Raw genomic sequence first — 12,556 nt, 5'->3', positions numbered from 1 at the left:
CCATGCGGAAGCAGAGTTACGAGCTGAGCCTGACGACGCAGGGCCCCACCTATCCGCCCAGCGAGGTCATGGACGGCAACGGCGACTTCATCGTCATCGGCATGGTCAACCGGCCCTCGCCGGACGGCGTGCGCACCAGCTGGGGGCGGGCGATCGTCTCCTCCAAGAGCGAGGTGCCGCCGCACGGGCGGAACGTGCCTTACACGATCGTCCGCGAGCTGCCCGAGCGGCTCGGCCAGCGCGACAGCGACACCGTCCTGCACACGCTGCCGCTGCCGCTCCCGGTCAACAACTACCCGATGCTGTTCGCGCCCGAGCAGCGCCCGGACGCGCACGAGGTCGAGCGGCCGAGCTACCCGTTCCACCGGGTGCCGATCCCCGACCTGCGGCCCGAGGACGGGCGGCGCGTCGACGAGCCGATCACCCTCGGCCAGTGGGTGCAGGCCGAGGGCGGGCTCGACGTCTCGCTCGCCGGCGCCGGGCACGAGGCCGAGTTCGCCTTCGAGTTCACCGGCCTGATCCCGCAGAGCATGTACACGGTGATGTCGCTGCGCACCTACGACCTCGCCCCCGCGCCGATGGGCCCGCACCGGCCCGGCCCGCTCGGGATCCCGAACGTGTTCATGACCGACCGGCGCGGGAACGCGCAGTACCACGCGAAGCTGCCGAACCCGTTCCCCGCACCGGGCGCGCCGGGACCCGAGCGGATCGTCAACATCGTGCTGCTGTGGATGAGCTACCAGCAGAACTACGGCGGCGCGATCGGCTTCTACGGGCTCGGCGGGGACATCCACGCGCAGCTGAAGCTGCAAGAGGCGAGCTTCTCCGAATTCGTCACCACCGCGAGGTGAACACGGCGAGACGGATACGGCGAGGTGAACGCCGCGCGCGGTTACTGCAAGGAAACCGTTTCTATAACTTATAACGCCGTGCTGCCGCGAGGAATCTGCCGTTACACATAACTTATAAATTATAGGCTATAACATACTCGATGCCATGAGATGAGCCGTCGCGTATATGTTATAGCCTATATAACATATCTTATATCTTATAAGATACCTGCTATCATGAGGAGAACGCATGAACGAACAACCGCAGCCGCCGTTCCTGACCGCCCCGCACCGCCGCGTCGGCACCGATGGCCCTCTGGTCGGGGCGATCGGGCTGGGCTGCATGGCGATGAGCGGTGACTACTACGGCGCGGCCGACGACGACGCGTCCATCGGCCTCATCAACACGGCCCTCGACTCGGGTGTCACTCTCCTTGACACCGCCGACATGTACGGCAGGGGCCACAACGAGGAACTCGTGGGCCGGGCCGTCAAGGGCCGCCGCGAGGACGCCGTCATCGCCACCAAGTTCGCCATCCGCCACACCGCCGGAGGGCGCCGCTGGCACGACAGCTCGCCGGAGTACGCCCGCAGCGCCTGCGAGGCCTCGCTGCGCCGCCTCGGCGTGGACGTGATCGACCTCTATTACGCGCACCGGCTCGACGGCACCACCCCGGTCGAGGAGACCGTGGGCGCGATGGCCGAGCTCGTCAAGGAGGGCAAGGTCCGCCACATCGGACTGAGCGAGGTGAGCGCGGACCAGCTGCGCCGGGCTTGCGCCGTGCACCCGGTGGCGGCACTGCAGAGCGAATATTCACTGTGGACTCGCAATCTCATCGACGACGGCGTCCTCGCCGTCGCCCGCGAGCGCGGCGTGGCCACGGTCGCCTACTCGCCGCTGGGCCGCGGATTCCTCACGGGAGCGGTGAGCAGCGCGGCCGCACTCGGCGAAGGCGACTTCAGGCGCTCCAACCCGCGGTTCTCCGGCGGCAACCTGGAGGCCAACCTTCCGCTCCTGGAACGAATCCGCGACATCGCCGCGTCCCTGAACGCGACGCTCGCACAGGTGGCGCTGGCGTGGGTGCTGGCGCAGGGGTCGGACATCGTCCCAATTCCGGGCATGCGCTCGCTCGACCACCTCGCGCAGAACCTCGGCGCGGCCGACGTCGCCCTGACCGTGCAGCAGCTCGCCGACCTGGACGCGGCCTTCGGGCCGGAGCGGGTCTCCGGCGAGCGCTACCCGGCCGCGATCATGCCCGTCACGCGCTGACCGCGAGCGGATCGGGTGCGGGGGCGGCCTCCCCGCACCCGATCCGGAGGTCAGCGGCCGATGCGGCCGCAGTCCTCTTTGGTCACGTTGACCACCGAGGGGCGCACGATGCTCCCCGGCCCGTCCGGCCACTCCGAGGCCGGTTCCTCCACGCTCGCGCCGTCCACCTCGCCGGGATGCTGCACGGCCACCAGGACGTGGCGGTCCTCCACGATCGGCCCGCAGGTCTCCGCCCCGTTCGGGACGGTGAGGAACTGCTTGACCTGGCCGCGGTGCTGGCCCTCCAGCGCCACGCCGAACAGGCCGTCGTGCGTGCCGAGCGCGTTGCCGTCGGTCGAGATCCACAGGTTCCCGTGCGGGTCGAAGGCGACATTGTCGGGGCAGGAGATCGGGCTGACCTGGTCCTTCGGGAAGCCCGCGAAGTACGTGGCGGGGTCCTCGGGGTCACCGCACACGAGCAGCAGCCGCCACCCGAACTCCAGCGACGTCGGGTCGTTGTCCTCCTCCATGACCTCCAAGACCTGGCCGTGCTTGTTGCTGTTGCGCGGGTTGGCCTCGTCGGCGGCGGGCTTGCCGTCCGTGCCGCGCTGCGAGTTGTTCGTCAGAGCGATGTAGACGGTTCCGGTGTACGGGTGCGGCTGCACGTCCTCGGGGCGGTCCATCTTGGTCGCCCCGACCTTGTCGGCCGCCAGTCGCGTGTAGACGTACACCTCGTCGGCGCTCATGCCCTCGACGAACGACTCGTCGCCGCTGGCGAGCGGGATCCACTCCCCCGCGCCGTCGAAGGCGCCATCGGAGGGCAGTTCGCCCGAGCCGTCGATCTCCTCGGCGGGGCTGTTGCCGGTGAACTTCGCGACGTAGAGCGTGCCCTCGTCGAGCAGGGTGTCATTGTGCCGCCGCGCCCAGCGGCTGCTGCCCCACCGCACCTTGTCGTCGGAGACGTACTTGTAGAAGTAGTCGAAGCGCTCGTCGTCGCCCATGTAGACGACCACGCGGCCCGAGCGGGTCAGGCGCGGCCCGCCGCCCTCGTGCTTGAGGCGGCCCAGCGCGGTGCGCTTGCGCGGCTTCGCGTCGGGGTCGAGCGGGTCGATCTCGACGATCCACCCGAACCGGTTGACCTCGTTCGGTTCGGCCGCGATGTCGAAGCGCTGGTCGAACTGCTCCCATTTGCGCTGGGTGGCGCCGCCGCCGAACCCGTAGCGGCTCAGCCGCTCCCGGGCCTGCGGGTCGGTGACCGACTCGGCGTTGGCGAAGTACTGGTTGTAGTTCTCCTCGCCGGACAGGATCGTGCCCCACGGGGTGGTCCCGCCCGCGCAGTTGTTCAGCGTGCCGAGCACGACGGTGCCGGTCGGGTCGGCGGAGGTCTTGAGCAGCTCACTCCCGGCGGCGGGGCCGGTGACCTCGAATTCGGTGGTGGCGGTGATGCGCCGGTTGAGCCGGTGGCCCACGACCGGCGTGAGGTCACCCGAGCGGCGGTCCTCGTCGAGCGCGACGACGGAGAGTCCGTGTGCGGCCCAGGCGATCTCGACCTGCTCGCGCGTGGGGGCGTCGCCGTCGTAACCGGCGAACATCAGCTCCTCGTCGGTGTACTCGTGGTTGGCGACGAGCACGCGGCGGCGCCACTCCCACGGCGCGTCGAGCAGGGCCAGGTAGTCGCAGTTGTAGCCGAACTGCCCGGCCTGCGTCTCGGGCGTCTGGGCGTCGGGGTCGAACTCGGGGGCGCCGTCCAGGATCGGGTCGCCCCAGCGGATGACGACCTGCGGCCGGTAGCCGGAGGGCACGGTGACCTGGTCGTCGGTGTTGGGCGGCACCGCCTCGAAGCGCAGGCCGCGGGGCGCGTCGTCGTGGCCGTGGTCGTGCCACCAGGGGTCGGCGGCAGCGGGGGCGGCGAGCGCCCCGACGGCACCGGCGGCGGTCGTGGCCACCACACCGGCGCGCAGCAGCGAGCGGCGCGAGACGGCCTGGGCGATCAGGTCGTTCAGGTACGGGTTGTCCGACGTGTTCGGCACGGGGTGGCTGCACGCGTTCCCGCAGCGGTAGACGCACGTCATGGCGGCGCGCCCGCCTTGGTGCGGCGGGGTGAGCAGCGGCAGCCGTCTGGCAGAGGATCGGGGGCCCATGGCAACTCCAAAAGCAGTTCAGCGGGTGTGGGCGCCACCGGCCGGGCGGCGGGACCTGACCGGTGCGCCTCGACTCCGGACGCTATGCCGAGCCGGTGGCCCGTTCCACCAACGAGACATGAACAGCCGGCGAACGGCCTCGAATCGGGGCAGCGGCGCGGTCCCGCACTGCGCTGAAGGGTTTCCCTGAGCGACGCAGAGGCATACAGTGGGACATACCGACGAGAGAGGGGAATACACCATGGGCTTGGCTGACAAGTTCGGTGAGTGGAAAGACCGGTTGTCGGGGGCTGCGGAAGATGCCCAGGACAAGGCCGGGGAGATGATCGACCGGGCCAAGGATTCGCAGACCGGTGAGCAGATGGGCGACGCCGTCCAGAACGCGAAGGACAAGGCCCGCGAGTCCTACGAGAACTTCAAGAACGAACGCGGCGGTCAGTAGGCCCGCTGCAGCCGAAGGCCCCCACGCCGCCGAAAGCGGCGCGGGGGCCTTCCGCTGACATGGTCCCGGCAGAGCGGTTAATCGCCGAAGACCTCGGCCGTGCTCGACGCGGTGGCGGCGCACACGGTCCACGCGAGCAGCCGCTCGTGATCGGTGCAGGAGCGGATGCGGTCGCGGTCGGCGTCGGTCGCGTCGAGGCCACGGGCGTCGAGCACGGCCAGCAGCGTCTTCACCGCAGTTTCGAGGTGGCCTTCCTCGCGGAACTCCTGCTTGAGCTCGGAGACGTATCCGTAGGTCATGGTCTTCATTATCTGCTTCCAAACCTCTCGTTGGCAACTTTCACCGAGTCCGCCTTCCACGAACTCGGCGTAATAGCGGGCGGTGTCGGTGTCGAGCGTGTCCAGCGCGTCCATCAGCGGACGCATGGCCCGCTCGACCCCGGGATTGAGCCGCTGCGTCAGCAACGCGAGCACCGCGAACGGCACGTCCTCGGCCGCTTCGGCGGCATCGGTGATCAGCGGCATGTTGTCGGGACCGACGATGCGAGGAAACAGCCGCATGACCGGACTGCGGGGCGGCCCCAAGAAGAGCTCCCTGCGGCATGCTCGGGCGGTCGGCTCCTTCGCGGTGAGGATCAGCAGGCTCGTCGGCAACTGGTACTTGTTCTCCAAGAACGCCAAGTACCACGCCCAGGAGCGGATCTTCTGCGGTGAGGGCGGCTCGGTCTGCGGTTCGATGACCAGGATCTCCTCGCCCTGGTCGGTGGTCACCCGCAGTGAGGTGTCGATATAGCGCTCGACGGCATCGAGGCTGGTGGTGTCGACGATGACCTCGGCGACCTCCTTGATGTCGGGGAACCTTTCGTCGAAGACGCGGCGCATGGTCTGCGTGAACAGGCCGGGGTCTTCTCGGAACAGGTGATGGAGTGCTTCATGGGGAATCTTCGCCATGGAAAGACCTTAAGTTCACTTTCATCTCGTAAGGCTCGTACGACACGCGAGCCTCGCTGTCGGAATATTTGTCGGGTAGCCGACACCAGTTCGGACCGATACCGCCTCCGGTGGCCCGATCGGGCAATGGGCCTTCAGCCGTCGCAGGTGCGGATGATGGAGTCCTTTCGGCGCCATAGGTCGGTGGCGAAGTCGAGGACGGCGAGGGTGCGGGCCGGGTCGTCCTGATGCAGCCAGGCGAGGTTGTCCGGGGCGGCGACCAGGCGCGGGAGGCCGTCAAGGTGGGTGACCCGGCCGATCAGGGCCGGTTCGGTCTCGACGAAGGTCACCCGCAGGGCGGACTGCCGCCAGATCCAGGCGAAGGCCAGCTCAAAGCCGTCGATCTCGCGGTAGCCGAACACCGGAAGCTTGTCGACGAAGTGCAGGCTCATCCATCCACCTCCGCCTCATGCTGCGCGGCGTGGAGCCAGATCCCCGCAGCGTGCTCCTTGGCGACCCGCCGCAACGCCGGGACCACTCGGCCCGGTACAAGTGGAGGCGGGCGAAGGGCGAGCCGATCCGGTTGATGTACCCGAGGTCGATGGCAGGTTCGGGTTCGATGCGGCGCAGGCGCACAGAGCTGATGGAGGCGCCGATGACCTGGTAGACCTCGATGCGGCGGTGTTCGAGAGTGAAGCGGCCCAGGACGATGCGCTCAGGGTTCACGCCGCACCACCCCACGAGAAACCGATGAGGTTGGCGAGCACCCCGCGAAGCGAAGGAGAGCCGACGCAGGAGGCGAGCAGCTTCACGGCAGAACGCCGCTGGGGGCAACCGTGAGCGCCCCACTTGTGATGGCACCACTCGCACCGCAGACGACCGAAACCGAACCACGTGCGGTACGGCTGGTGAAGTTCCAGGTCGATTTTGACCGAGGCGGGAACCGGGTCTTGGGGTAGGCTGAAGCCAACCATGGGAGGTTTCCTCTCTGGCTAGGGGCGGGCCGCCGAACTTGATTGGCGTTAGGAGCGGCGGCCCGCCGCGTTTCGGTATTCGGTTGAGGCACGTGCGATACGTGCGTGTCAAAAACTCTTACACATCATTTGGCACCGCGCAACTTACGACACACTAACGGTCCAAAAGCGTCTAGAGACCGTCGTCACAGCAGTCCGGACACACTGCCGCGGAACGAAACCGGCCTCAGATCAGCTGTTGACGTCCTGCACGAAGCGTCGGCACACATGCACGCGGGCGAACTGCTCGCGCATGACGGCCTCATCCTCAATCTTGGCGTGCAGGAAGGCCCGCACCGGGCGCAGTCCCGGGCGCCGTTCACCGATCGCGCGGTCGGGTTCCGCCGCGTCGGCGTCGTAGTCGGCGTACACGTGCAGGTAATGCTCGCCTTCAGCGAATCCGCTGGACCGGTACCAGCGCAGCGCGCTCGGATCCTCCCTGCCCCATGCGTCGAGTGTCGCCACGTTCTGGGTCCGGAGGTAGGCGAGCACCTCTTCCAGAAGCGCGCTCGCGATGCCTCGGGAACGGTGGTCGGGATGGACTGCGATGGTCTCGATGGTGGCCTCATCGCCCTCGACCGCGACATCGATGACGCCGATGACCTCGCCGTCCTGGCCGGTCGCGACGAGCTCGATGCCCGGAGCGGGGATGACCGGTTTCGTCCGCTCGACGGCATCGAAATAGGTGGTGTCCAAAAAGCCGAGGGCCCGGCAGCGCAGCCAGGCGGTCTCGTCACTCGGCAGGTAGCGACGTACGGCGAAGTCCATGGCGGCGGTCCTCAGTGGTAGGAGTGGTTGACAGGAATTGTCTACCGCCGGGCACCCCACGGCAAGAGGGTTTCGCGGGTGCGGTTCAGGCGCCGCCGTCCGCGAGAACGCCGGTCGCGCCCGAAAGCGGACTTCCCGGCGCTCCCGGTCGAGGCCGAGGGCTCATCGCCGATCAGCCCGAACATCCGGCGGACGCGGCACCGGAGCACTCAGCCCCTTCATCCCCTTACGCCTTGCCCGCGTGGGTCTCCAGATACGCCCGGATCGCGGTCGGGTCGTCGCCACCGGCCCAGCCCACATAGCCGTCGGGGCGGATGACCTTCGCTTCGCCGTCAGACGCGGCCGAAGCGGCATCGGCGACGAACTTGTCCTCATAGCGCCCATCACTGTCGAGCACGACGAACCTGCCCCCGCGCAGCGCCTCGTACAGCCGCGAGCCGTCCGCCAGCTGAATGTCGTTGGCCCTGTGGCCGACCAACGCGTCCTCTCCCGACTCATGGCCATAGTGGATCCCGACACCGCTGATCATGCCCATGGCCTTGTGCTCGATCGGCTTGATGTGCAGCGCGGTGACGACCGCCAGGACACTGGCCGCGGCCTTGATCTTCGACCGTTCCGCGGCCAGGCGGACGATGGCGCCGCTCGAACGCAGGACCGCCTTGCCGACGGGGTGGCGCTCGCTGTTGTAGGTGTCGAGCAGGGCCGGGTCGGCGCCGCGCAGGACGGCGGCGAGCTTCCATGAGAGGTTGGCGGCGTCCTGGAGGCCGGTGTTCATGCCCTGGCCGCCCGCGGGCGAGTGGCAGTGCGCGGCGTCCCCGGCGAGGAAGACGCGCCCGTCGCGGTAGTTCGGCACCTGGCGCTCGTCGGAGTGGAACCGGGAGATCCACCGCGGCGAGTGCATGCCGAAGTCGGTGCCGAAGACACGCCGGGTGGCCTCCCTGATCTCGTCGAGCTCGATCGGGTCGCCGTCGGCCTTCTGGTCCCCGCTGTTCCAGCCGAAGACGCGCCAGTACTCGTCGCCGAAGGAGGCCACGAAGCAGAACGCGCCGTTGAGGCCGTGGATGGCGGGGCTGTCGGCGGGCGGCTCGGCGAGCTTGACGTCGGCGAGCATGATCGACTTGAGCACCGATTCGCCGGGGTAGGGCATCCCGATGGCCTTGCGCACGGCCGAGCCCACGCCGTCGGCGCCGACCGCGTAGGCCGCCGCGTACTCGCCCTGATCAGTGTGGACGGTGACGCCCACCTCGTCCTGTTCGACGCCGGTGACCTTGTGGTCGTAGCGGATCTCGGCTCCCTTGTCGAGCGCGCGGCGCAGCAGCACCTTCTCGACGTCGTACTGCGGGGTCATGAGCAGGTAGGGGAAGCGCGTCTCAAGCTCGGCGAGGTGGAGCGAGATCCGGTTGAACAGGCGCATCCCGGGCAGCTTCGCGCCGCCGCACGCGAGGAGGTCCTCGGCGATGCCGCGCGCGTCGAGCGCCTCCATGGTCCGGGCGTGGACGACGAACGCGCGCGACAGGTTCGAGATCTCGGCGCTGCGCCGCTCCAGCACCAGGGTGTCGAGGCCGGCTTCGGCGAGATCGCCGGCGAGCAGGAGGCCGGTGGGACCGGCTCCGATGATGACGACATCGGTCATCGCATCCTCCAAGGGATTGAATGCCAACGTTTGTTGGCCAACGTGTGTTGACACTTTACAACGAGAGGTCAAATCGCGTCAACAAGCGTTGGCATAGAATCCGGCGCATGGACAATGCGAACAGGCCGCGCCGCTCCGACCCCACCCGCGCCGCCATCCTCGAAGCCGCCCGGCAGCGCTTCGCGCACGAGGGCTACGACCGGACGACCATCCGGGCCGTGGCGGCCGACGCGCGGATCGACCCGTCGATGGTCATCCGCTACTACGGCAGCAAGGAGCAGCTGTTCGCCACGGCCATCGACGTCCCGTTCCGCCTGCCGAGGCCCCAAGAGGTCCCCGCCGACGAGCTGGGCGCCACCGTGGTGCGGAGCATGTTCGCGCTCTGGGAGCGCGACCCGGTCCTCCTCGCGCGCCTGCGCAGGGCCGTCACCGACGACGACACCGCCGCCCAGGTGCGCGGGACCATCGAGCACGACGGCGCGGCCCTGGCCGAGCCCTACTCGGCCGACGCAGCCGAGGCGCAGCTGCGCGCCGGCCTCGTCGCCACGCAGATCCTCGGGATCGCGCTGTGCCGCTACATCCTTCGGGCCCCGGCCGTGGCCGCGATGGACATCGAGGAACTCGCGGCCTGGTACGGCCCCACCATTCAGCGCTACCTCACCGGACCGGCCCCCGAACGCGGGACGCCCGGCGACGGGCCGCCGTCCGTATAGTTGCCGCGGTGCGCTACTACATTCAGTTTCCGGCCGGGACCGGCGAGCTGGTCGCCGAGTCGATCGGGTCGTACGTCGACAGGCCGGACGTCGTGTACGCGGACGACAGCTCGATGATCTTCGAGTCGGACACGCGCCGCTCGCGCGTCGAGCAGATGCCCTTCGTGAAGAACTCCTTCACCGTCATCGCCGACGTGCTCCGGCGCGACCTCGACTGGAGCGTCGAAGCGCTCGCGGACACCGTTTACGACGGCGGCCTCGACGGTTACGCCGACACGTTCCGCGTCATGTTCCACGTCGACGGCGAGCTCGTCTCGGTCGGCCGCCGGGCGCGGGGCGAACTCGAGTCGGCGATCGCCGCCGCGTCCGGGCAGCGCATGGTAGGGCGGGGCCTCGGCGAGGAGTACTGGGCCGTCGGCAGGACCGACTTCGACCGCCTCATGCTGTGCCGCCGCCACATGCGGCCGGGGCGCGCGGCGAAGGCGGCGGGCGCGATCTCGCACGAGCTGTCGTCGCTGCTCGTCGCGGCCTCCCGGCCCCGGCGCGAGGACGTCTTCCTCGACCCGTTCGCCGGTTCGGGCTCGTTCACCAACGCCCGGCTGTCGTTCCCGGCGAAGCGCATCGTCTACTCCGACAGCGAACTCGAGCGGCTGCGGGGCGATTTCCCGGAGGCGGTGCGCGAGGGCGGCATCGAGTTCCTCGCCGACGACGCGCTGACGCTCCCCTCCATCGGGGACGGCGAGGTGGACGTCATCGTCACCGATCCCCCGTGGGGCGAGTACGGGGAGCTGCCGATGGCACTGCCCGAATTCCTCGACGCGATGGCCCGGTCCTTCGACCGGGTGCTCGACCGCGAGCACGGGCGGTTCGTGGTCCTGGTCGCCCGGATGGTCGCCGACGAGGCCGAGCGGGCGCTGACGAACCGCGGCCTCGCCATCGGCTCGGCCCACGAGGTGCTCGTCAACGGCCACCCCGCGACCGTGCTCGTCGGAGGCCGCGAAGCGGCGTAAGGTCCCGTGTCAGGGTCGTGTCAGGTCGGTGTCAGGACGTGCGCCGACAGTTGGCCGCATGACAGATGCAGCCATCGCGGTCGCAGGACTGCGCAAATCCTTCGGAAACAAGACCGTCCTCGACGGCATCGACCTCGACGTCCGCGCGGGCACCGTCTTCTCCCTGCTCGGCCCCAACGGCGCGGGCAAGACCACGACGGTCAACGTCCTGACCACGCTGGTCAAGGCCGACGGCGGAACGGCGCGCGTCGCCGGGCACGACGTCGCGGCCGACGCCAAGGCGGTGCGCGCCGCCATCGGCGTCACCGGCCAGTTCGCGGCGGTCGACGAGCTGCTCACCGGCCGGGAGAACCTCCAGCTGATGGTCGACCTCAGCCCGCTGCCCGCCAAGGGCGGCAAGCGGATCGTCGCCGGACTGCTCGAGCGCTTCGAGCTGGCCGAGTCGGCGGACAAGCCCGCCTCGACCTACTCCGGCGGCATGCGCCGCAAGCTCGACCTGGCGATGACGCTCGTCGGCGACCCGCAGATCATCTTCCTCGACGAGCCGACCACGGGCCTGGACCCGCGCAGCCGCCGCACGATGTGGTCGATCGTCCGCGAGCTGGTGGCGGGCGGCGTGACCGTCTTCCTCACCACCCAGTACCTCGAAGAGGCCGACCAGCTCGCCGACCGGGTCGCGGTGCTCGACCAGGGCCGCCTGGTCGCCCAGGGCACGCCCGACGAGCTCAAGCGCCAGATCCCCGGGACGCACGTCCGGCTCCGGTTCACCGCCGCCGCCGAACTCGACGCGGCCGCCCGGCTCTTCCCCGACGCCTCGCGGGACGACGAGGCGCTCACGCTGAACGTCCCCGGCGACGGCGGCACGAGCTCGCTGCGGGCCCTGCTGGACCGGCTCGACGAGCACTCGCTCAGCGCCGAAGGACTCTCCGTCCACACCCCTGACCTCGACGACGTTTTCCTCGCCCTGACGGGCCGCACCACGGAGGCCGTGAAATGAGCAAGTCCCACTCGACGGTGATGCTGCGCCGCAACTTCAAGCACATCGCCCGCAACCCGATCACCGTGTTCAACGCGGTCCTGATGCCCGTCGTGGTCATGCTGATGTTCGTGTACATGCTCGGCGACGCGTTCAGCGTCGGCGTGGACTACGTCGACTACGCGACGCCGGGCGTGATCCTGCTGGCCGTCTGCTACGGGCTCGGGGCCGTCGCGACGTCGGTCAACGCCGACATGACCAAGGGCATCATCAACCGGTTCAAGGTCATGGACGTCTCCCGCGGCGCGGTGCTCACCGGCCACGTCGTCGCCAGCGTGCTGACCAACGCGGTCGCCGTCGCGGCAGTCGTCGGGGTGGCCTTCGCCCTGGGCTTCGACCCGGCGGCGGGCCCGCTCGACTGGCTCGGCGTGATCGGCCTGGTCGTGCTGCTCGCCGTCTCGGCCGGCTGGTTCACCGTCGCACTCGGCCTGGCGGCGAAGTCGCCGGAGGCCGCCGGGCTGGCCTCGGTGCCGCTGGTCATGCTGCCCTTCTTCAGCAGCGCGATCGTCCCGGCCGAGAAGATGGGCCCCGGTATCCGGCAGTTCGCCGAGTACCAGCCCTTCACGCCGATCATCGAGACCATGCGCGGCCTGCTGGCGGGCACGCCGGACACCGGCGACGCGATCACCGCCGTCGCCTGGTGCGTCGGGATCGCCCTCGTGGGGTACGTGTGGGCGCGCTCGGCGTTCACGAAGCGGGCGTGACGGCGCCGAACGGAACATCGGGGAGGCACGGCCTGGGCCGTGCCTTCCATTCGCGTGCTGGGGCGCTGCCGGAATCGCTCATCGCCGG

12 protein-coding genes are annotated in these 12,556 nt (G+C 69.2%); 7 read left to right on the top strand and 5 right to left on the bottom strand.

All coding sequences use genetic code 11. The features are described 5' to 3' along the window. The first annotated feature begins 2 nt into the window (after positions 1 to 2). Positions 3 to 851: a hypothetical protein gene (locus H613_RS0120790; protein ID WP_026925293.1), complete on the top strand. Its 849-nt coding sequence runs from the start codon at positions 3 to 5 to the stop codon at positions 849 to 851. A 229-nt stretch (positions 852 to 1,080) separates the two neighbouring features. Further along, the gene (locus H613_RS0120785; protein ID WP_051393634.1) at positions 1,081 to 2,100 is read left to right on the top strand and encodes an aldo/keto reductase; all 1,020 of its coding nucleotides are present in this window, start codon (positions 1,081 to 1,083) and stop codon (positions 2,098 to 2,100) included. A 50-nt stretch (positions 2,101 to 2,150) separates the two neighbouring features. Here H613_RS0120785 and H613_RS0120780 read toward each other — a convergent pair whose 3' ends face one another. Next, positions 2,151 to 4,220, bottom strand: a complete 2,070-nt coding sequence (locus H613_RS0120780) for a PhoX family protein (protein ID WP_035738862.1) — start codon at positions 4,218 to 4,220, stop codon at positions 2,151 to 2,153. Between the two features lie 247 nt (positions 4,221 to 4,467). On the opposite strand from H613_RS0120780, the gene H613_RS0120775 reads away from it, so the two are divergent. Then, a complete protein-coding gene (locus tag H613_RS0120775) occupies positions 4,468 to 4,662 on the top strand; it encodes a hypothetical protein (protein WP_156926169.1) in 195 nt (64 codons plus the stop codon). Between the two features lie 77 nt (positions 4,663 to 4,739). Here the strand turns inward: H613_RS0120775 and H613_RS0120770 are convergent, their stop codons facing one another. From H613_RS0120770 to H613_RS0120750, 4 genes are all read right to left on the bottom strand, one after another. Beyond that, positions 4,740 to 5,612 carry a hypothetical protein gene (locus H613_RS0120770; protein ID WP_026925289.1) on the bottom strand — a complete coding sequence of 291 codons (873 nt, stop codon included), beginning with the start codon at positions 5,610 to 5,612 and terminating at the stop codon, positions 4,740 to 4,742. A 134-nt stretch (positions 5,613 to 5,746) separates the two neighbouring features. Next, positions 5,747 to 6,043, bottom strand: coding sequence for a hypothetical protein (locus tag H613_RS0120765; RefSeq protein ID WP_026925288.1), 297 nt, complete (start codon positions 6,041 to 6,043; stop codon positions 5,747 to 5,749). 753 nt (positions 6,044 to 6,796) lie between these two features. Beyond that, positions 6,797 to 7,372: a GNAT family N-acetyltransferase gene (locus tag H613_RS0120755; RefSeq protein ID WP_026925286.1), complete on the bottom strand. Its 576-nt coding sequence runs from the start codon at positions 7,370 to 7,372 to the stop codon at positions 6,797 to 6,799. A 226-nt stretch (positions 7,373 to 7,598) separates the two neighbouring features. Then, a complete protein-coding gene (locus H613_RS0120750; protein WP_035738859.1) occupies positions 7,599 to 9,005 on the bottom strand; it encodes an FAD-dependent monooxygenase in 1,407 nt (468 codons plus the stop codon). 107 nt (positions 9,006 to 9,112) lie between these two features. Here H613_RS0120750 and H613_RS28075 point away from each other — a divergent pair, with 107 nt between their 5' ends. From H613_RS28075 to H613_RS0120730, 4 genes are read left to right on the top strand one after another with little or no spacing between them, the layout of a single operon-like run. Further along, the gene (locus H613_RS28075; protein WP_051393633.1) at positions 9,113 to 9,718 is read left to right on the top strand and encodes a TetR/AcrR family transcriptional regulator; all 606 of its coding nucleotides are present in this window, start codon (positions 9,113 to 9,115) and stop codon (positions 9,716 to 9,718) included. A gap of 8 nt (positions 9,719 to 9,726) precedes the next feature. After that, a complete protein-coding gene (locus H613_RS28070; RefSeq protein ID WP_051393632.1) occupies positions 9,727 to 10,728 on the top strand; it encodes a class I SAM-dependent methyltransferase in 1,002 nt (333 codons plus the stop codon). A 58-nt stretch (positions 10,729 to 10,786) separates the two neighbouring features. Continuing rightward, complete coding sequence (locus H613_RS0120735) at positions 10,787 to 11,725, top strand: daunorubicin resistance protein DrrA family ABC transporter ATP-binding protein (protein WP_026925284.1); 939 nt, start codon at positions 10,787 to 10,789, stop codon at positions 11,723 to 11,725. Continuing rightward, positions 11,722 to 12,468 (top strand): ABC transporter permease, encoded by a 747-nt coding sequence (locus H613_RS0120730; RefSeq protein ID WP_026925283.1) that lies wholly within the window; start codon positions 11,722 to 11,724, stop codon positions 12,466 to 12,468. Before H613_RS0120735 ends, H613_RS0120730 begins: the two co-directional genes overlap by 4 nt. Positions 12,469 to 12,556: the final 88 nt, after the last annotated feature.

Source organism: Glycomyces arizonensis DSM 44726, from assembly GCF_000482705.1.
Classification (GTDB): Bacteria; Actinomycetota; Actinomycetes; order Mycobacteriales; family Micromonosporaceae; genus Glycomyces; species Glycomyces arizonensis.
The sequence above is the reverse complement of the archived record's forward strand: the minus strand, read 5'-3'. Positions and strand labels throughout refer to the sequence as shown.

Bases quoted from the DNA above. Each gene is read 5' to 3' on its own strand.
- H613_RS0120755 (WP_026925286.1), bottom strand. From the start codon at position 7,372: ATGGACTTCGCCGTACGTCGCTACCTGCCGAGTGACGAGACCGCCTGG.
- H613_RS0120750 (WP_035738859.1), bottom strand. From the start codon at position 9,005: ATGACCGATGTCGTCATCATCGGAGCCGGTCCCACCGGCCTCCTGCTC.
- H613_RS0120790 (WP_026925293.1), top strand. From the start codon at position 3: ATGCGGAAGCAGAGTTACGAGCTGAGCCTGACGACGCAGGGCCCCACC.
- H613_RS28075 (WP_051393633.1), top strand. From the start codon at position 9,113: ATGGACAATGCGAACAGGCCGCGCCGCTCCGACCCCACCCGCGCCGCC.
- H613_RS0120770 (WP_026925289.1), bottom strand. From the start codon at position 5,612: ATGGCGAAGATTCCCCATGAAGCACTCCATCACCTGTTCCGAGAAGAC.
- H613_RS0120765 (WP_026925288.1), bottom strand. From the start codon at position 6,043: ATGAGCCTGCACTTCGTCGACAAGCTTCCGGTGTTCGGCTACCGCGAG.
- H613_RS0120735 (WP_026925284.1), top strand. From the start codon at position 10,787: ATGACAGATGCAGCCATCGCGGTCGCAGGACTGCGCAAATCCTTCGGA.
- H613_RS0120730 (WP_026925283.1), top strand. From the start codon at position 11,722: ATGAGCAAGTCCCACTCGACGGTGATGCTGCGCCGCAACTTCAAGCAC.
- H613_RS0120780 (WP_035738862.1), bottom strand. From the start codon at position 4,220: ATGGGCCCCCGATCCTCTGCCAGACGGCTGCCGCTGCTCACCCCGCCG.
- H613_RS0120785 (WP_051393634.1), top strand. From the start codon at position 1,081: ATGAACGAACAACCGCAGCCGCCGTTCCTGACCGCCCCGCACCGCCGC.